This is a genomic window from Burkholderia sp. L-4 (assembly GCF_056856535.1).
Window position 1 is genome coordinate 2,184,855 of record NZ_JBXEOX010000001.1, and the last position, 18,043, is coordinate 2,202,897.

At 68.0% G+C, this 18,043-nt stretch carries 17 protein-coding genes and 1 tRNA gene; 8 read left to right on the forward strand and 10 right to left on the reverse strand.

Annotated features, from left to right (window positions below):
* Positions 1-8 precede the first annotated feature (8 nt).
* The 3 genes from clpX to tig form a co-directional block, all read right to left on the reverse strand.
* Positions 9-1,280, reverse strand: coding sequence for an ATP-dependent Clp protease ATP-binding subunit ClpX (clpX, locus tag AC1VVG_RS10110; protein ID WP_175955842.1), 1,272 nt, complete (start codon positions 1,278-1,280; stop codon positions 9-11).
* 164 nt (positions 1,281-1,444) lie between these two features.
* Positions 1,445-2,098, reverse strand: a complete 654-nt coding sequence (gene clpP / locus AC1VVG_RS10115) for an ATP-dependent Clp endopeptidase proteolytic subunit ClpP (RefSeq protein ID WP_010092137.1) — start codon at positions 2,096-2,098, stop codon at positions 1,445-1,447.
* A 140-nt stretch (positions 2,099-2,238) separates the two neighbouring features.
* Complete coding sequence (gene tig, locus AC1VVG_RS10120; RefSeq protein WP_034188768.1) at positions 2,239-3,585, reverse strand: trigger factor; 1,347 nt, start codon at positions 3,583-3,585, stop codon at positions 2,239-2,241.
* A gap of 387 nt (positions 3,586-3,972) precedes the next feature.
* On the opposite strand from tig, the gene AC1VVG_RS10125 reads away from it, so the two are divergent.
* Together AC1VVG_RS10125 and AC1VVG_RS10130 are read left to right on the forward strand one after the other, a co-directional pair.
* On the forward strand, positions 3,973-5,118 hold the full coding sequence (locus tag AC1VVG_RS10125) for a glycerate kinase (RefSeq protein ID WP_482835583.1): 1,146 nt from the start codon (positions 3,973-3,975) through the stop codon (positions 5,116-5,118).
* A 62-nt stretch (positions 5,119-5,180) separates the two neighbouring features.
* The gene (locus AC1VVG_RS10130) at positions 5,181-5,630 is read left to right on the forward strand and encodes a MarR family winged helix-turn-helix transcriptional regulator (protein ID WP_034188770.1); all 450 of its coding nucleotides are present in this window, start codon (positions 5,181-5,183) and stop codon (positions 5,628-5,630) included.
* 170 nt (positions 5,631-5,800) lie between these two features.
* On the opposite strand, the gene AC1VVG_RS10135 is transcribed toward AC1VVG_RS10130, so the two are convergent.
* Positions 5,801-6,799, reverse strand: coding sequence for a 2-dehydropantoate 2-reductase (locus AC1VVG_RS10135; RefSeq protein WP_124669708.1), 999 nt, complete (start codon positions 6,797-6,799; stop codon positions 5,801-5,803).
* Between the two features lie 106 nt (positions 6,800-6,905).
* Positions 6,906-8,051: a helix-turn-helix transcriptional regulator gene (locus AC1VVG_RS10140; RefSeq protein WP_482835584.1), complete on the reverse strand. Its 1,146-nt coding sequence runs from the start codon at positions 8,049-8,051 to the stop codon at positions 6,906-6,908.
* 302 nt (positions 8,052-8,353) lie between these two features.
* On the opposite strand from AC1VVG_RS10140, the gene AC1VVG_RS10145 reads away from it, so the two are divergent.
* The 4 genes from AC1VVG_RS10145 (at position 8,354) to AC1VVG_RS10160 (ending at position 12,097) form a co-directional block, all read left to right on the forward strand.
* Positions 8,354-9,400, forward strand: coding sequence for a porin (locus AC1VVG_RS10145; protein ID WP_226228427.1), 1,047 nt, complete (start codon positions 8,354-8,356; stop codon positions 9,398-9,400).
* Between the two features lie 22 nt (positions 9,401-9,422).
* Entirely contained in the window at positions 9,423-10,631 is a 1,209-nt protein-coding gene (locus tag AC1VVG_RS10150) for an MFS transporter (protein WP_482835585.1), read from the forward strand.
* Positions 10,632-10,645: 14 nt separating this feature from the next.
* Entirely contained in the window at positions 10,646-11,755 is a 1,110-nt protein-coding gene (locus tag AC1VVG_RS10155; protein ID WP_482835586.1) for a class II histone deacetylase, read from the forward strand.
* 111 nt (positions 11,756-11,866) lie between these two features.
* On the forward strand, positions 11,867-12,097 hold the full coding sequence (locus AC1VVG_RS10160; RefSeq protein WP_034188777.1) for a hypothetical protein: 231 nt from the start codon (positions 11,867-11,869) through the stop codon (positions 12,095-12,097).
* Positions 12,098-12,161: 64 nt separating this feature from the next.
* On the opposite strand, the gene AC1VVG_RS10165 is transcribed toward AC1VVG_RS10160, so the two are convergent.
* Complete coding sequence (locus tag AC1VVG_RS10165; protein ID WP_200086462.1) at positions 12,162-12,455, reverse strand: hypothetical protein; 294 nt, start codon at positions 12,453-12,455, stop codon at positions 12,162-12,164.
* 199 nt (positions 12,456-12,654) lie between these two features.
* Positions 12,655-12,741, reverse strand: a tRNA-Leu gene (locus AC1VVG_RS10170).
* A gap of 237 nt (positions 12,742-12,978) precedes the next feature.
* On the opposite strand from AC1VVG_RS10170, the gene hpnD reads away from it, so the two are divergent.
* Positions 12,979-13,812 carry a presqualene diphosphate synthase HpnD gene (gene hpnD / locus AC1VVG_RS10175; protein WP_034188778.1) on the forward strand — a complete coding sequence of 278 codons (834 nt, stop codon included), beginning with the start codon at positions 12,979-12,981 and terminating at the stop codon, positions 13,810-13,812.
* A 10-nt stretch (positions 13,813-13,822) separates the two neighbouring features.
* Here hpnD and AC1VVG_RS10180 read toward each other — a convergent pair whose 3' ends face one another.
* From AC1VVG_RS10180 to AC1VVG_RS10190, 3 genes are all read right to left on the reverse strand, one after another.
* Positions 13,823-15,043, reverse strand: a complete 1,221-nt coding sequence (locus AC1VVG_RS10180) for a DUF1501 domain-containing protein (RefSeq protein WP_059561771.1) — start codon at positions 15,041-15,043, stop codon at positions 13,823-13,825.
* Positions 15,044-15,110: 67 nt separating this feature from the next.
* Positions 15,111-16,613: a DUF1800 domain-containing protein gene (locus tag AC1VVG_RS10185; protein WP_482835587.1), complete on the reverse strand. Its 1,503-nt coding sequence runs from the start codon at positions 16,611-16,613 to the stop codon at positions 15,111-15,113.
* A gap of 135 nt (positions 16,614-16,748) precedes the next feature.
* On the reverse strand, positions 16,749-17,027 hold the full coding sequence (locus tag AC1VVG_RS10190) for a hypothetical protein (protein ID WP_034188780.1): 279 nt from the start codon (positions 17,025-17,027) through the stop codon (positions 16,749-16,751).
* A gap of 257 nt (positions 17,028-17,284) precedes the next feature.
* Between AC1VVG_RS10190 and ompR the strand changes: the two genes are divergently transcribed.
* Entirely contained in the window at positions 17,285-18,019 is a 735-nt protein-coding gene (ompR, locus tag AC1VVG_RS10195) for an osmolarity response regulator transcription factor OmpR (protein WP_006478565.1), read from the forward strand.
* The last annotated feature ends 24 nt before the right edge of the window (positions 18,020-18,043 follow it).

An 18,043-nucleotide genomic window follows, 5' to 3' on the forward strand; every position in this document is an offset into this window, starting at 1 on the left:
CAAGCCGGTCAGTTCGAACCCGCCACCTTCGGCGTGTCCTCGTAGATCAGCAAGGGCTTGCCGTCGCCATCGATGACGTTCTCGTCGATGATGACCTTGCTGACCCCTTTCATCGTCGGCAGCTCGTACATCACGTCGAGCAACGCCTGTTCGATGATCGAACGCAAACCGCGCGCGCCGGTCTTGCGGCGGATCGCCTTGCGGGCGACTGCCTGCAGCGCGCCCGGCCGGATTTCCAGCTCGACGCGCTCCATCGCGAACAGCTTGTGATACTGCTTGACGAGCGCATTCTTCGGCTCGACCAGGATCTTCATCAGCGCGGTTTCATCGAGCTTGCCGAGCGTCGCGACCACCGGCAGGCGGCCGATCAATTCGGGGATCAGACCGAATTTGATCAGGTCTTCCGGTTCCGTTTCGCGCAGCACCTCGCCCGCGTCGCGTTCCTGCTTGCTCTTGACCGTCGCGCCGAAGCCGATGCCGGTTTTCTCGGTGCGATCGGTGATCACCTTTTCGAGACCGTCGAACGCGCCGCCGCAGATGAACAGGATGTTGGTCGTGTCGACCTGGATGAAATCCTGGTTCGGGTGCTTGCGGCCGCCCTGCGGCGGCACCGACGCCATCGTGCCCTCGACGAGCTTCAGCAGCGCCTGCTGGACGCCCTCGCCCGACACGTCGCGCGTGATCGACGGGTTGTCCGACTTGCGGCTGATCTTGTCGATTTCGTCGATGTAGACGATCCCGCGCTGGGCCTTGTCGACCTCGTAGTTGCAGTTCTGCAACAGCTTCTGGATGATGTTCTCGACGTCCTCGCCGACGTAGCCGGCTTCGGTGAGCGTCGTCGCGTCGGCAATCACGAACGGCACGTTCAGCAACCGCGCGAGCGTCTGCGCGAGCAGCGTCTTGCCGGAGCCCGTCGGGCCGATCAGCAGGATGTTGCTCTTCGACAGCTCGACGTCGTCCTTCTTGTCGAGGTGCTTCAGGCGCTTGTAGTGGTTGTACACGGCCACGGCGAGGATCTTCTTCGCGCGCTCCTGGCCGATCACGTACTGATCGAGGATGTCGCGAATTTCCTGCGGGCTCGGCAGATCCGACCGCGACAGGCTGGCCTCGACGCCGGCGGCAGCCGCCTCGTCGCGAATGATCTCGTTGCAGAGGTCGATACATTCATCGCAGATGAACACCGACGGGCCCGCGATGAGTTTTTTCACCTCATGCTGGCTCTTCCCGCAAAACGAGCAATACAACAGCTTCTCGCTGTTCGAACCTTTTTTGTCCGCCATGAATGTAGAGCCTCCGGACAGGTAAATGACATGATACGCCGAATGCTCCGGACGCCGCGCCTAGGGCGCGACCGGAGCCGGCCGGATGCGCTTGCCGCAGATGCTCGGCGCGTGCGGAACATCGCCGGGGCGCCGCACGAATCGGGGCGGCACCCCACTTAAGGTCACGGGCGCTTCAGCAGCACCTGATCGATCAGCCCGTACGCCTTCGCGTCTTCGCTCGACATGAAGTTATCACGGTCGGTGTCGCGCGCGATGCGCTCGACGTCCTGACCCGTGTGTTGCGCGAGCAGCTGGTTCAGCCGCTCCTTCAGGTAGAGGATTTCGCGGGCCTGGATCTCGATGTCGGACGCCTGGCCGCGCGCGCCGCCGAGCGGCTGGTGAATCATCACGCGCGAGTTCGGCAGCGCGAAGCGCTTGCCCTTCGCGCCCGACGCGAGCAGGAACGCGCCCATGCTGGCCGCGAGCCCCATGCACAGCGTCGACACGTCCGGCTTGATGAACTGCATCGTGTCGTAGATCGCCATGCCGGCCGACACCGACCCGCCCGGGCTGTTGATGTAGAGGCTGATGTCCTTGTCGGGATTCTCGCTCTCGAGGAACAGCAATTGCGCGACCACAAGATTGGCGGTCTGGTCGTTCACTTCGCCGACCATGAACACCAGGCGCTCCTTCAGGAGACGCGAGTAGATATCGTACGAACGCTCGCCGCGGCCGCTCGTTTCGACGACGATCGGCACCAGCCCCAGCGCTTGCGCCTCGAAACCCTGCGGCGCGTTCGAAGCAAGCATGTCCAGCAATTCAGCGCGAGTGATCATTCAATGAACCTTGTTCGAATGGAAAATTGAACGGAAGGAAGCCGCCCGCTCAATCGCCATATTAATGGCAACCGTGCGCTTGACGTAAAAACGGCGTGCGGGCCGTCGCTCCGACAGCCGGCACGCCGCTAGAGCAGCACTTACGCTTGCGCCGATGCGCTCGCGAGTGCCTCGAAGCTCACTTCCTTGTCCGTCACCTTCGCCTTGCCCAGCACGAAATCGACGACGTTGCTTTCAACGACGAACGCTTCCATCTCGGCGAGGCGCTGCTGGTTGGAATAATACCAGCGGACCACTTCCTTCGGGTCTTCGTAGCTCTTCGCGAACTCGTCGACTTCCGCGCGGATCTGTTCCGGCTTCGCTTCCAGGCCGTTTGCCTTCACGAGTTCGGCCAGCACGAGGCCCAGCTTCACGCGACGCTCGGCCTGCTCGGCGAACATTTCCGCCGGGATCGGCGCGTCCTTCGCGTTCGGCACGCCGCGCTGCGCCAGATCCTGGCGAGCCATTTCGACGAGGCGTTGCTGGTCCTGCTCGATCAGCGCCTTCGGCACCTCGAGTTCGGAGATCTTCAGCAGCGCGTCCATCACCTGGTTCTTGACGATCGACTGCGTGCGGCGCTTCGCTTCGCGCTCGAGGTTTTCCTTGATCTCGGCGCGCATCTTCGTGAGGTCGCCGTCTTCGATGCCGAGCGACTTCGCGAATTCGGCGTCGATTTCCGGCAGGTGCGGCCACTCGATCTTCTTCATCGTGACCGTGAACTGTGCCGTTTTGCCGGCGACGTCCTTGCCGTGGTAATCCTCAGGGAACTTCAGGTCGAACGTGCGTTGTTCGCCGACCTTCAGGCCCAGCGCCGCCGTTTCGAATTCCGGCAGCATCCGGCCTTCGCCGAGCACGAACGGGAAATCTTCGGCCGTGCCGCCCTGGAACGCGACGTCGTCGATCTTGCCGACGAAGTCGACCGTCACGCGGTCGCCGTTCTTCGCTGCGGTGTCCGCGCCGCCGTCGCCGTGCTCGCCGGCTTCGCCGCGGGCGTGGAAGTGCACGCGCTGCTTGCGCAGGATGTCCAGCGTGCGGTCGATTTCGGCGTCGCCGATCGACGTCGTCGAGCGCTCGACTTCAGCCGTCGCCAGATCGCCGATCTTCACTTCCGGGTAGACCTCGAACGTCGCGTCGAACGCGTATGCGTCCTCGGCCTGTTCCTGCTTCGGCTCGAAGCTCGGCTGGCCGGCGACGCGCAGGTTTTCCGCGCGGCTGATCGTGAAGAATTCCTGGCCGATCTTGTCGCTCAGCACTTCCGCCTCGACCTGACCCGCGTACTGTTGCGCGACCATCTTCAGCGGCACCTTGCCCGGGCGGAAACCCGGCATGCGCACGTTCTTCGCGAGTTTCTGGATACGGGCGTCGATTTCCTTCTGCACCGTGTCTTTCGGCAGGGAAATCGTCACGCGGCGTTCAAGCTTGCCGAGGTTCTCAACAACGTTAGCCATGGCTTCAATCGTCCTAAAATTATTCGAGCGAATCGGGTTTTCCTTGCCGTGCCTGCCTGCGGCCGCGGTGCGTCGCACGCGCTCGCCGCGCCGGAGCGCCACGCCATCCCTGCACGCGCCGGATGGCTAGCGCAAGCGGCTCGGAGCACGGCTTTGGCCGGAAGAATCGACTATTCTAGCAAACAATTTTCCTCGTACCGCCAGATCAGCACGTCGCACCTGCATCCCCGCCGGGCAGACAGCCCCTCGCACCGCAATGCGAGCGGATCGCGGCTATGCCGAACGCCGTATCCTCCCCAGCCCCGCCATCCTGTAAGCTCCGATGGAGCGTGACCCGCCATGACGGTCCCGCCATTCTTCACACCAATCACGCCTTCCGGAGACACCATGCCGCAACACCCGTCCGCGCCTGTCGTCGTCATCGCGCCCGATTCGTTCAAAGGTTCGCTTTCCGCCGAACAGGTCGCGGACGCGATCGCCACCGGCATCCGCCGCGCGCGGCCCGACGCGGTCGTGCGCTGCTGCCCGATGGCCGACGGCGGCGAAGGCACGCTCGACGCGATGCTGGCGGGCGGCGGCACGCGGCGCACGCTGCGGGTGGCCGGCGCGTCGCTCGCGGCACGCGACGCGGCGGTCGGCGTGATCGACGCGCGCACGGCGATCGTCGAGACGGCCGAGATCGTCGGCATTACCGACGCGATCGGCATGAGCGTGCCGGTCGACGCGCGCAGCACGCGCGGAATGGGCGAGGCGATCCGCGCGCTGCTCGACGACGGCGTGCGCCGCTTCTTCGTCGCGCTCGGCGGCAGCAGCACCAACGACGCGGGCGCCGGCCTGCTCGCCGGCCTCGGCCTGCAGTGCTTCGACGCCGGCGGCCAGCCGGTCGAGCCCGTGCCGTCGCGGCTCGCGGATATCGCGCGTATCGACGCGTCGGCACTCGACCCGCGCCTGAAGGACACGGAATTCGTCGGCATGTCCGACGTCGACAACCCGCTGACGGGCGCGCACGGCGCGACCGCCGTGTTCGGCCCGCAAAAGGGCGTGACGCCCGAGCAGGTTGCGACCCTCGACGCCGCGCTCGCCCGCTTCGCCGACCTGCTCGAAACCGCGCTCGACCGCCGCGGCCGCGACCTGCCGGGCGCGGGCGCCGCCGGCGGCCTCGGTTTCGCGCTGCAGATGCTCGGCGCGCGGTTCGAAGCGGGCGCCGAAGTCGTCGCGCGCCAGGTCGGGCTCGACGCCGCGCTCGCCGGCGCCGACTGGCTGATCACCGGCGAAGGCCGCTCCGACGTGCAGACGCTGCACGGCAAGGCGCCGTTCATCGCGTGCCGTCACGCGCGGGCCGCCGGCGTGCCCGCGTCGCTGCTGTCGGGCGCGGTCGATCCGGCCGCGCTGCCGCGCCTGTCCGAGCATTTTTCCGGCTGCTTCTCGCCGGCTCCCGGGCCGATCACGCTCGACGTCGCGATCCGCGACGCGGCCAATCTGCTCGCGAACGAAGCGGAACAATTGACGCGCCTGAAATACGGTGCACACTGACCGTTGACCCGAGCGTGCGATACAGGAACAATCGGGCCCGCCCTTTTTCTTCAGGATTCGACATGAAAGGCCGTCAAGCCGGGCTCGATCAGTTTCTGACCTATCGCCTCCATGCGCTCACGAAGCGCTCCGACCGCGGGATCGGCGAGGTGTACCGGCACAAGCTCGACATCTCGCTGCCCGAGGCGCGCGTGATCGCCGCCGTCGGCGCGTTCGGTCCGTTCTCGATCATGGATCTCGCGCGTCACACCAATCTCGACAAGAGCCAGGCAAGCCGCGCGGCCGAGGCGCTGTTGCGCCAGGGCCTGCTCGAGCGCAGCGCGAGCGAGGAGGATGGCCGGATCGTGCTGATCGCGCTGACCGCCGACGGCCGCGCGCTGCACCGCAAGATCATGCCGATCGTGCGCAAGTGGAACGACGGCCTGCTGGCCTGCCTGTCCGACGGCGAACGCCAGACGTTCGAACGGCTGCTCGACAAGGTCGTCGCGCACGCCACCGAGCGGGACGACTGAGCCGAATCAGGAGCGCCGCGCCAGCCCTATTGATCCGACGAATTCGACGGGCCGCCCACGTTACTTGACCGGCAACGCGGGTGGCCCGCTTTGCGTCACGCGGCGGGCGCGGCGAACGTCCCGCGCTTCGCCGCTGCCGTGCGGCGGCGCCCGGCGGCGCCCGGCACGCGCTAGAGCCCGCTGTTCGCCGCGCGCTGGCGCAACAGTCCGAGCACCGCGTCGCAGTACGGGGTCGGCACGCCAAGCTTGCGGCCGAGCTCCGGGAATACGCCGAGGATCGGCCCGATCTCGAGCGACCGTCCTGCCTCGACATCCTGCAGCATCGACGTCTTGAACGCGCCGAGCTTGCGCGTGACCGCGATCCGCTCGGGCCCGCTCATCCCCGTCGACAGGCCGAGCTTCGCGCCGATCGCGGCCGCCTCCTCCATCATCCGCAGCGCGAGTGCCTGCGTGAACGGATCGTCGAGCAACTGCTCGGCCGTCGACCCGGTCAGCGCACTCAGCGGATTCATGTTCATGTTGCCCCACAGCTTCGTCCAGATCTCGGCACGGATCGCGGGCGTCGACTCGACGTCGAAACCGCCCGCCGCAAGCGCCGCGGCAAACCGCGCCGTGGCCGCGGCGAGCCGCTGATCCGGCGCGCCGACGATCAGCCGGTTGCCGCGCCCGCGGCGCACGACGCCCGGCGCGTCGGTACTCGACGACAGGTGCACGACGCAGCCGATCGCCTGCGCGGGCGGCAACGCGGCGGACACCGCGCCGGCCGGGTCGACCGCATCGAGCGGCACGCCGTCGAGCGAGCCCGCGAGCCCGTGCGTGAACCACCACGGCAACCCGTTCATCGCCGCGACGATCACGGTGTCGGGCCCGACCAGCGGCGCAATGCGCGCAGCCAGCGCCGGCAGCGCCTGCGCCTTCAGCGCGATCACCACGTAGTCCTGCACGCCGAGCGCATGCGCATCGTCGCTCGCCCGCACCGGCACCGACGCGGTATCGCCGCCTTCGTCGATCACGCGCACGCCGTGCGTGTTCAGCGCGTCGAGCGTCGCGCCGCGCGCGTATGCGCTCACGGTCATGCCGGCCCGCGACAGCGCGGCCGCGAGCAATCCGCCGATCGCACCGACACCGACCACCGCCGCGCGCACCGACCCTGAATTCGTGTCGTTCATGATGGAATTCCGTCTCCTGGGAGCTGACGAGCATAACGCTCAATAGTTGCGGGCACAACCATTTACACGGGAATGGGCCACACGCCCCCGCTCGCGCTCGTTCGCGTCAGCGCGGCACGCCGCCGGCATCGAGGGGCGCGTCGTCGGCCACACCGCCCGTGGCGCCCAGCACGCCCGCGATCTGGCTCTTGTCGTGCATGCCGAGCTTGCGGTACGCGCAGCGCAGGTAGTGGCGCACGGTGGTCGGCGAAATGGCCATCTGTTGCGCGACCTCCTTGTGCGACCGCCCGGCGCCGTAATAGCGGATCGCCGCGAGCTCGCGCGGGCTCAGCCGGTCGAGCAGCGAGCGCGGCCGCGCTTCGATCTGGAACAGCCCCGCGACGGGCACGCACTGGATGCGCAGCGCGTCGCCGACGAAAGGCTGGCCCGACTGGCGCCGCAGGTGCGCGACGAGCGGCTCCGGCACGCGCGCGCCGGCCCAGGCCGGCCACTCGGTGCGCAGCACCTCGTCGAAACCGTGATCGGCATGGTGGAGCACCCCGAAGCTGTCGCACAGCGCGCGCGCCGCCGGCGCCGCCGTCTCGGCGCGCTCGCGCGTGAGCTGCGCGGCGCGATTGATCGTCAGCGCGGCCGCGAGGTGCGGAATCACCTCCTCGAAGCGACGCGCATCGTCGTCGCCGAACGGACGATTGAGCCCCTGCCGGTAAATCGACATGAACGTCGTCAGACCGAAACGGCGATCGAGCGTGGATACGCACATCAGCTGCGCGAGCCCGTACTTCACGCACCAGTCGCGAAACCGCGCATCGAGCCCGGGCTCGACGACCGTGAGCCGCACCGCGCGACCAGGCGCGCCGTGCAGCGTGCGGTGCGCGAGCGGATCGCAATCGCGCACGCGCTTCCAGTCGATGAAGAACGCGTGCGGCAAACGGTACAGGAAGCTGTTGTGCATCACGGGGCCGGTCGGCGCGTGGGTCGCGACGCCGGTCCACGCGGCGTCGAACGGAATGAGCGCCTGCAGCAGCGCAAAAAACCGGCATTCGAATTCGCCGATGCCGGATTGCGCGGCCACGGCGTACAGGTCGAGCAGCATGAGGCCGAGTTCGCGCTGTGCCGCGTCGCCGCGCGTGACGCCGTCGAAATCGGCGCGCCGGGACGGCAACGGCGGCCACGCGAATTCGTCGAGCACGATGGCGGCCGGTACGTCGCGCAGCGCGTCGAGATCCTGCCCGATATCCGTCGTGATCCTCACCTTCCGCTCCCCTGCCCGATCGGGCTGCTGATGTGCGCAACGGCACCGGCCGATTATAGCCAGCGGCTTTTTTGGCGGGCCACGGCGCCGGAACGGGCGCCAGCCCCATCCATTTGAACGGTGCACGGCACGTTGCTGCTCCGCAGCACGCCGCTGCGCGGCTTCGCTCCGCGCTGACGCCGTGCACCGCGGGTTTTCCGCACCGTTCATCTGGACGACTGTTCGACGGTTTTCCCGCTGCGGACACTGCGTCGCGACCACACCAACGACACACCGATGCAGCACGGCATGGAGAACCCCACGTGACGAAATCCCGCTTCATCCGCACGGCCGCGGCCACCGCGACGCTTGCCGCGTGCAGTGCCGCCGCGCAGGCGCAGTCGGCCCTCACCCTGTACGGCGCGCTCGACGCCGGCGTGCAATACCTGACGCATGCCGACGGACGCCACTCGGCCGTGCAGTTGCAGAACTACGGCATCCTGCCTTCGCAGGTCGGGATCAAGGGCCACGAGGATCTCGGCGGCGGCTGGCGCGCGCTGTTCAAGCTCGAACAGGGCCTCAACGTCAACGACGGCACCGCGACCGCACCGGGCTACGCGTTCTTCCGCGGCGCGTACGTCGGCATCGCGGGGCCCGTCGGCACCGTCACGCTCGGCCGGCAGTTCAGCGTGCTGTTCGACAAGACGCTGTTCTACGACCCGCTCTGGTACGCGTCTTACAGCGGCCAGGGCGTGCTCGTGCCGATGCAGGCGAACTTCATCGACCATTCGGTGAAGTACCAGTCGCCGACGTTCGCGGGTGTCGACGTCGAGGCGCTCGCCGCGACGTCCGGCGTCGCCGGCAATACCCGCGCCGGACGCGTGCTCGAACTCGGCGGCCAGTACACGAGCAACGGGCTGTCGGTCAGCGCGGTGCTGCATCAGGCGCACGGCGACGTGTCGGCGGCCGACGACGCGTCCGCGCGGCGCCGCGAACTCGGTACGCTCGCCGCGCGTTATGCGTTCGCCACGCTGCCGCTCACCGTCTATGCGGGCGTCGAACGCCTGACCGGCGACCTCGATGCGGCGCGCACGATCGTCTGGGGCGGTGCGCGCTACCAGACGTCGCGCGGGATCGGCCTGAACGCGGGCGTCTACCACACCGATTCGCACACGCCCGCCATCGGCCACCCGACGCTGTTCATCGCGAGCACCACGTACGCGCTGTCGAAACGCACGGTCGCGTACGTGAACCTCGGCTACGCGCGCAACAGCGGCCAGAGCTCGCAAACCGTCTACGAGTACGACCCGACGCCGCTCGCCGGCGCGTCGCAGTTCGGCGCGATGGTCGGCATGTACCACCTGTTCTGACTTCCCCCAACGAGATCCCGCCATGAAAACCCTGTCCCCGGATGCCGCATGCTCGCCCGACGGCCGTGCGCCGGCCTTCGCCCGCTCGACGCTCGCCGCGCTCGTCGTGTTCGCGGCCATCACGCCGCTCCTGCTGCTCGTTGCACCGGCCGTGGCCGGTCAGCTCGCGACGCAACTCGGCTTGTCGGCGTCGCAGATCGGCACCTACTTCTTCGTCGAACTCGGTGCGTTCAGCCTCGCGACCGTGCCGTCGTACCTGTGGCTCGGCCGGGTCGACGCGCGCCGCGTCGCCGCCTTCGCGATCGCGCTGTTCGGCGCGGGCAACCTGCTGACCGCACTGTGGATGCCCGGCTTCGCCGCGCTGCTCGCGCTGCGGGCCGTCACCGCGCTCGGCGGCGGTTCGCTGATGGTGCTCTGCATGACGAGCGCGGCGACGAGCGAGAACAGCGACCGTGTGTACGGCCTGTGGGTCGTCGGCCAGCTGATCGCGGGGGCGATCGGCCTGTTCGTGCTGCCGCACGTGTTCGCCGCGTTCGGGCTGCGCGCGCTGTACGTGGCGCTCACCGGGCTCGCCCTGCTCGCGGCGCCGCTGTCGCGCGGCTTTCCGTCGTCGCTCGGTACGCGGACGGCAGCCGCGCGCACCGCACGCGGCGATGCGATGCAGACGCCGCGAAGCTGCGTCTTGCTCGCCATCGGCGCGGTGCTGACGTTCTATTTCGCGATCGGCAGCGTGTGGACGTTCGCGAGCCGCGCGGCGGCCGACGCCGGGCTCGATCCGCAGTCGACCGGCAACGTGCTCGCGATCGCGAGCGTGATGGGGATCGCCGGCGCGGCGCTCGCGTCGTGCGCGGGCGGCCGGCTCGCGCGACGCGCGATGCTCGCGGCCGGTTACGCGCTGCTCGCGGCGTCGCTCGTCGCGCTCGCCGCGATGCATGACACCGGTGGCTACAGCGCGGCGATCTTCGCGTTCAAGTTCGCGTGGACGTTCGTGCTGCCGTTCATCCTCGCGACGGTCGCGCAGATCGACACGTCGGGCCGGCTCGTCGCCACGCTCAATTTCGTGATCGGCGCCGGCCTTGCCGCCGGCCCGCTGCTTGCCGGGCTGATGCTCGACGCCGGCAGCACGATGCGCACGTTGTTCATTGCCGCGACGGCCGTCGCGATCGTGTCGTTCGCCGCGCTGCGCCATATCGATCGCCGCGCGCGCGCCTCCGCTTCCCCCCAACCGTGACAGGTCACGCATCCATGAATCGCACTGCCTTCTTCACCGACGAACGCACCTTCTGGCATACCGGCGGCACGCACGCGCTGTTCTTCCCGGTCGGCGGCTGGGTCCAGCCGCCGTCGAGCGCGGGCTACGCGGAATCGCCCGACTCGAAGCGCCGCTTCCTGTCGCTCGTCCAGGCATCGGGCCTGGCCGCGCAACTCGACCTGCGCGGCGCCGAGCCGGCGACGAGCACCGACCTGCTGCGCATTCATCCGGCGCACTATCTCGACGCGTTCCGCGCACTCAGCGACGCGAATGGCGGCGACCTCGGCGATCTCGCGCCGTTCGGCAAGGGCAGCTACGAGATCGCCGCGCTGTCCGCCGGCCTCGCGATCGCGGCCGTCGATGCGGTCGTCGGCGAGCACGCGGCCAACGCGTTCTCGCTGTCGCGGCCGCCCGGCCACCACTGCCTGCGCGACCGTCCGATGGGCTTCTGCATGCTGGCGAACATTCCGATCGCCATCGAGGCCGCGCGCGCGAAACACGGCATCGAGCGCGTCGCGGTGATCGACTGGGACGTGCATCACGGCAACGGCACGCAGTCGATCTACTACGACGACCCGGACACGCTGACGATCTCGCTGCACCAGGACCGCTGCTTTCCGCCCGGCTACAGCGGCGCGGACGATCGCGGCGAAGGCGCGGGTATCGACGCGAACCTGAACGTGCCGCTGCTCGCCGGCAGCGGCGACGACGCGTATCGCTACGCGTTCGAGCGAATCGTGCTGCCTGCGCTGGAGCGCTTCCGGCCCGAGCTGATCGTCGTCGCAAGCGGCCTCGACGCGAGCGCCGTCGATCCGCTCGCGCGCATGCAACTGCATACCGACAGCTACCGGTTCATGACGCGTGCGGTGAAGGAGGCCGCGCAACGCCATTGCGGCGGGCGGCTCGTGATCGTCCACGAAGGCGGCTATTCGGAGGCATACGTGCCATTCTGCGGACTCGCGATCGTCGAGGAACTGGCCGGCATTCGCACCGACGTCGCCGATCCGATGCTCGATCTCGCGATCGCCCAGCAGCCGGGTGAACGGTTCGTCGCGTTCCAGCGCGCGCTGCTGGACGAACTGGCTGCGTCGTTCCGGTTGTAACGCGCGGGAACGGACGTGACGGGGCCGGCCCGCGCCGGCCCTTGCGCGATCCGTGCGGATGGGGTTTCCTGTGCCTTTACCCCTGTTCCGGCTCGAGGCCGCACTCTTCCGATGAAATCGTCCCCGCGCGATGACAACGACAACACCAGAACGCGCCGCCAGCCGTCGAAGCTGGTCCTGAACATCGCCGCCGTCACGGTCGGCCTCATCACGTTCGCGATCGGCGCGGCGTGGGTGATCTACAGTTGGGTCGTCGATCGCGAAGCGCAGTATTTCGCCATTCCGCTGGTGTTCTCGGTGCCGGTGATCGTGGCGGTCGCGATCCGAAGTTTCTGGGAGTAGACGCGCCTGGTACCGGGCTTGTTGCAGATGAAGCGGCGAACCCCGTGATTCGCTCGCACGCCGGTCACAGGCCGGGACGCGGGCACGGATTGGGCGCCGCGCCCTGATATCCGCCGACGACGGCACCCAGTGCGGCGCCAGCGAGCGACGTGCCGAGCACTTTCAGCACACCCTCGGTCGACAACGGCTCGCCGTTCAACGTCATCCGCCCGGAATACGCGGAGCATGCCGACGGCGATGCAACCGTCTGCACGGGCCTCGCGCTCCACGCGACGTTGTCGGCCGGCGTATTGGCCATGGCCGGCGCGGACAGCATCAGCGCCAGAACGGAAATCGGGATGTGCAGGGTGTTCTTCATCGGCGGCCCCTCGGTGTATTTGCGCTTCTTGTATTCGATCGCGATATGACACATTACACGCGACCGAATTTCCGTGTGCGTCCATATGGACCTGCGTCCCGGCAAGAAAAACGGCCATCAAACGAAAAAAGCGCTGCGGTCAGTCGACCGGCAGCGCTTTTTTGGGGAACCGCCCCTTGACGGGTGCGTATCCGACTTCTGGTGCGTGAGGCCGGACTCGAACCGGCACACCCTTGCGGGCGTCAGGACCTAAACCTGGTGCGTCTACCAATTTCGCCACTCACGCGCATTTCCGTCGCCTGACCGCGCGGCACGCAAGATGCGTGCGCCACGCGCCCGGGACTTTCATGCCGGCCCGAAAACCGGCACGCCCGATCAGGCGAGCGCAAGATTCTACCCGATCCGTGCGGCCTTGTCTCGCCCCGCCGGCACCCATCGTGCAGCGATGCTAGAATGCCGCGCTCGACGTTTCGGCACCGCGCCGCCGCGCGTCCCCCGAACCCGCCCCCACCCGATTCCGCCCGTGAACTTCGACGACTACTGTCAGCAAAAGGCCGCCCCCGCGGGCTCCAGCGTCTACTACGCGCTGCGTCAGGCGCCGCTCGCCACGCAGCCGCGCCTGACGGCGCTGTTCGCGCTGCGCCGCGAACTCGAGGAAACCGTCAAGGAAACCAGCGACCCGACCGTCGGACACACGAAGCTCGCGTGGTGGCACAAGGAACTCGCGGCGCTGGCCGACGGGCAGCCGTCGCACCCCGTCACGAAGGCACTCGCGCAGCATCACCCAGCGATCGCGGCCGAGGCCGATGCGTTGCGCACGCTCGTCAACGGCTACGGGATGGATCTCGAACAGGCGCGCTACCTCGATTTCGCGAACCTGCAGCGCTACATCGCTCAGGCGGGCGGCACGTTCGCGTCACTGGTTGCGCGCGCAAGTGCCGCGAACCCGGCCGACCCGCAGCCGTGGGCCGCAGAGGCCGGCCGCGCGCTGATGCTCGCGCAGTTCGTGCAGGAACTCGGCAACGACGCGCGCCACGGCCGCATCTACCTGCCGATCGACGAACTGCAGCGCTACAACGTGACCGCGGCCGATCTGCTGAATCGCCGCTACAGCCCGGCCTTCACCGAATTGCTGCAATTCCAGACGGCCCGCGCGCGCGAAGCGCTCGCCGCCGCCGACGCGGCGATCCCCGCGTCCGAACGCCGCGCGCAGCGCACGCTGCGCGCGCAGATCGCGCTGGCCGGCGCGCTGCTCGACGAAATCGAGCGCGACGGCTACCAGGTGCTGCACCAGCGCATCGCGCTCACGCCGATCCGCAAACTGTGGATCGCGTGGCGCGCGTCGCGGCGCCGCTGACCCTTACGCGTCACGCCTTCAACAGCGGCAGCGTGTCGAAGCGCTGCTGCAGCACGCGCGTCGCGTCGAGCCCCCACCACGGCCCGAGCACGGTGGCATAAAGCTGGCGGAAATCGACCGCGACCGGCAGGTTGCCGTTGCCGTCGAGCCGGCCGAGCGCGGGCGGCGCGCCGTACAGCCCGCCGGCCACGCGGCCGCCCATCACGAAATGCGGCGCGGCCGTACCGTGATCGGTGCCGTTGCTCTGGTTCTCGCGCACCCGCCGCCCGAATTCCGCATACGTCATCACGAGCGTCTGGTTCCAGCGCCCGAGTTCGATCAGCGCGCCACGCATCGCGCTCATCCCTTCCGCGAACTGCTTGAGCAACGCAGCCTGCTGCCCCGGCTGGTTCTGGTGCGTATCGAAACCGTTGAGCGTCAGACGCAGCACCGCGACGCCATCCCGCGCGCCGGGCCCGGACGCCTCGCACGCGGCCAGCACCTGCATCGCGGTCTTCACCGACGTGCCGAACGCGCCGGCCGGGAAGGCCGTCCTGAACTCGCGCATGCCGCCGCGCGGCCGCAGCCGGTCGGCCGCCTTCACGATGTCGTTCTCGACGTCGATGATGTGCGCGAGCGCCGGGTTCTGCTCGCGCAGCGACGACGGCTCGGCGAGCCGCGCCGCCCGGATGAACTGCGCGGGGTTGACGAGCGCGATCGCACGCGCGCCGTTCGACAGCGGCCCCATCTCCGCGCTGCCGAGGACGACGCCGTCCGCCGCGAAACCGGGCGGCACGGGCGCCTGCGCGAACGTGCGCGTCAGCCACCCTTCATGCAGATACTGGTCGGAGCGCGATGCGGTGTCCCAGATCTCGATCGAACGGAAATGCGACAGGTTCGGCTGCGGATAACCGACGCCTTGCACGACCGCGATCTGCCCGTCACGCCACAGCGGCATCAACGCCGCGAGCGACGGGTGCAGCCCCGTGTGCGCGTCGAGCTGCAGCACCTGCTCGCGCTTGATGCCGATGCTGCGCCGGAACTGGTAGTACAGCGGGTCCGCGTACGGCACCACCGTATTGAGGCCGTCGTTGCCGCCCTTCAGCTCGACGAGAATCAGCACGTTCGCGTACCCGGCCGCCGGTTGCCGCCCCGCCTGCGCCGCGGAAGCGGCGATCGCGGGCGCTTGCCACATCGACACGCCGGCCGCGGCCGCGGCGCCGGTCAGCGTCAGAAAATCACGTCGGTTCATCGCGCATCCTTTGGTTCGCCGTCCGGCACGTTTGCCGCGGCGGCGCCCCGCTTCGTCGTCGTTTGCATCATTTCAGCTGATAGGCCGGATCCATCAGCAGCGCCTCGAGATACGCGCTGCCGGTCGAATCCGTGTCGATCGCCGCGACCGGCGACAGTTGCAGCACCGCGTGCTGCAACTGAAGCTCGGTCGACAATCCGGCGATTGCCTGCGGCCGCGCGCGATATTGCGCGAGCCAGCGTTCGAGGTCGAACCGCAGCCCGCCGCGCGCGGGCCTGGCCGGCGTGCCGCGCATGCCGGCCGCGGACGCCATGTCGGCCACCGGCATCGCATGCGTCGGCGCATTCGGCGGCGGCGCCATCGGATGCGCGGGCACGCGCATGCCGGCCGTCTCCGTCGCGCGGAACAACTGCTCGACGAACTGCTTGCGCGACAGCAGCGTGGTGCTGTTGATCCACAGCGCGCCGCCCGGCCAGCCTTTGACGTTCGGCGGATAGAACAGGTTCTGCCCGAGCGTGCGCACGGTGTTCGCGAGCATCTGCGGATCGCCGTACGCCACGTCGAACAGCCGCACCGACCCGACGACGAACTCGGCCGGCGACTTGACGAGCACGCCGCGGTTGCGCGGATCCCAGAACGCGTCGGTCGACCACAGCGCGGCGAGCGCCGCGCGAATGTCGTAACCGCTCGCGCGGAACCGGTCGGCGACCGTATCGAGCGCCCCCGGATCGGGCGTGTCGGACACGAACTCGCGCCACAACTTGGCGGCGATGAAACGCGCGGTGCCCGGCCGCTTCAGCAGGATGTCGAGAAAGCCGTCGCCGTCGAACGGCCCCGTTTCGCCGAGAATCGTCTTCTCGCCGGCGTCGTGGGTGTCGGGCCGCACCTCGAAGCGCAGCGTATCGGGATCGATCGTCCAGCCCGTCATCGCGCGCGCGGCCTCGGTCACGTCGACCTGCGTGTAATGCCCTTCGCCGAGCGTGAACAGCTCCATCACCTCGCGCGCGAAATTCTCGTTCGGACGCCCCTTGCGATTGCTCGCGCCGTCGAGATACTGCAGCATCGCCGGATCCTTCGCGACCGCATGCAGCAGCGTGCCGAAGTTGCCGAGCGCCTCGCGGCGAAACAGCGCGTTCTGCGCGGCCATCGTCTGCGGGTAAGGCACCTTGTCCTGGCCCGACGTGAAGTGCCCGTGCCAGAACAGCGTCATGCGCTCGGTCAGCGGCGACGGCGTGACGACCATCTCGTTGACCCAGGCGGCACGCAATTCATCGTAGCGGCGGTTGCGCTCGCGCTGCTCGTCGCGCCGCATGTCGGGCGTCAGCGCCTGGCGCTGCGCGCGCGTCGGCGGCGGCTCGGCGATCCAGTCGGGCCATGTCGTCACGGGTTCGCGGCGCACGCTGCCGAGCGTGTCGGCCACGATCTGCGCGCGCGTCATGCCGACGACACGCGCGACGTCGGCGGGCGCGGGAGAGAAACCGGTGCGACTGAGGAAAAACAGCGCGTCGTCGGCATCGAGCGGCGACTGCATGGCAGGCGACGACGCCGGTATGGCAGCGTTCGCTTTCATCGTCATGGACTCTCCCGGAACGCACCGGCGGTGCGGATGCCGGTACAACGGCATTCGGCACGCGAAAGTTGACCGAAAAAGTGCTACGAATTCTTTCTGCGCGGGGCGGGCCGCGCAGGGCAAGGACGGCACGTGTCAGCGCTTGTACAACTCGCGAACGGCGTCTTCGATGTGCTGGCGCAACAGGTGCCGCTCTTCGGGCGTCATGTGCCCGTCGCGGCGGCGCTGTTCGAGATCGGGGGGCACGGCGGAACGAACCGTCGCCTCGGCGGCACGGTCTGGCTGCGGCGCTTTGCCGCGCGGCAGCTTGCGCGACGGTGCGCCCTGCTCGGGGCGCTGCGCATACGCGAAGTTCGACGCATACGGACCGGCGAGCGCGATCGTCAGCGTCAGTGCAATCCGGAAAGATCGCATGACCGTCCTCGCTTCTTTGGTCGATTTGTTCCCTTCGTCACGCGGCAACCGGCTACCTCTGGTACTTGAAAAACCCTGCGGAAATCGGGTGTACAAAGATGAAAGATGGAGTGCAGGGAGTATCTACCGAATTTCGGCTTCGAGTAAAGGAATCTATATAGCCTGCCTTTACTCGGCGCGACACTACGGGTAAATTTTGTAACCGACTGTAACGCACGAAAATACGTGGCCGTGCGTCAATTCCCATTCGCGATAAGATGCCGATCATGGAAACGAAAAACCCCTCCAAGATTCTCGTCGTTGACGACGACCCTCGCCTGCGCGATCTGCTGCGCCGCTATCTCGGCGAACAGGGTTTCAACGTATACGTCGCCGAAAACGCGACCGCGATGAACAAGCTCTGGGTACGCGAGCGTTTCGACCTGCTCGTGCTCGACCTGATGCTGCCGGGCGAGGACGGCCTGTCGATCTGCCGCCGCCTGCGCGGCAGCAACGACCGCACGCCGATCATCATGCTCACCGCGAAGGGCGAGGACGTCGACCGCATCGTCGGGCTCGAGATGGGCGCCGACGATTACCTGCCGAAGCCGTTCAATCCGCGCGAACTCGTCGCGCGCATTCATGCGGTGCTGCGCCGCCAGGCGCCGGCCGAACTGCCGGGCGCACCGTCGGAAACCACCGAGGTGTTCGAGTTCGGCGAATTCTCGCTGAATCTCGCCACGCGCACGCTGACGAAGTCCGGCCAGGAAATCCCGCTGACGACCGGCGAATTCTCGGTGCTGAAAGTGTTCGCGCGTCATCCGCGCCAGCCGCTGTCGCGCGAAAAGCTGATGGAGCTCGCGCGCGGCCGCGAATACGAAGTGTTCGACCGCAGCCTCGACGTGCAGATCTCGCGCCTGCGCAAGCTGATCGAACCGGATCCGGGCAGCCCGCGCTTCATCCAGACCGTCTGGGGCCTCGGCTACGTGTTCATCCCGGACGGCGCCGCCTGACCTTTCTCCCTCCCGGTTTCGCCC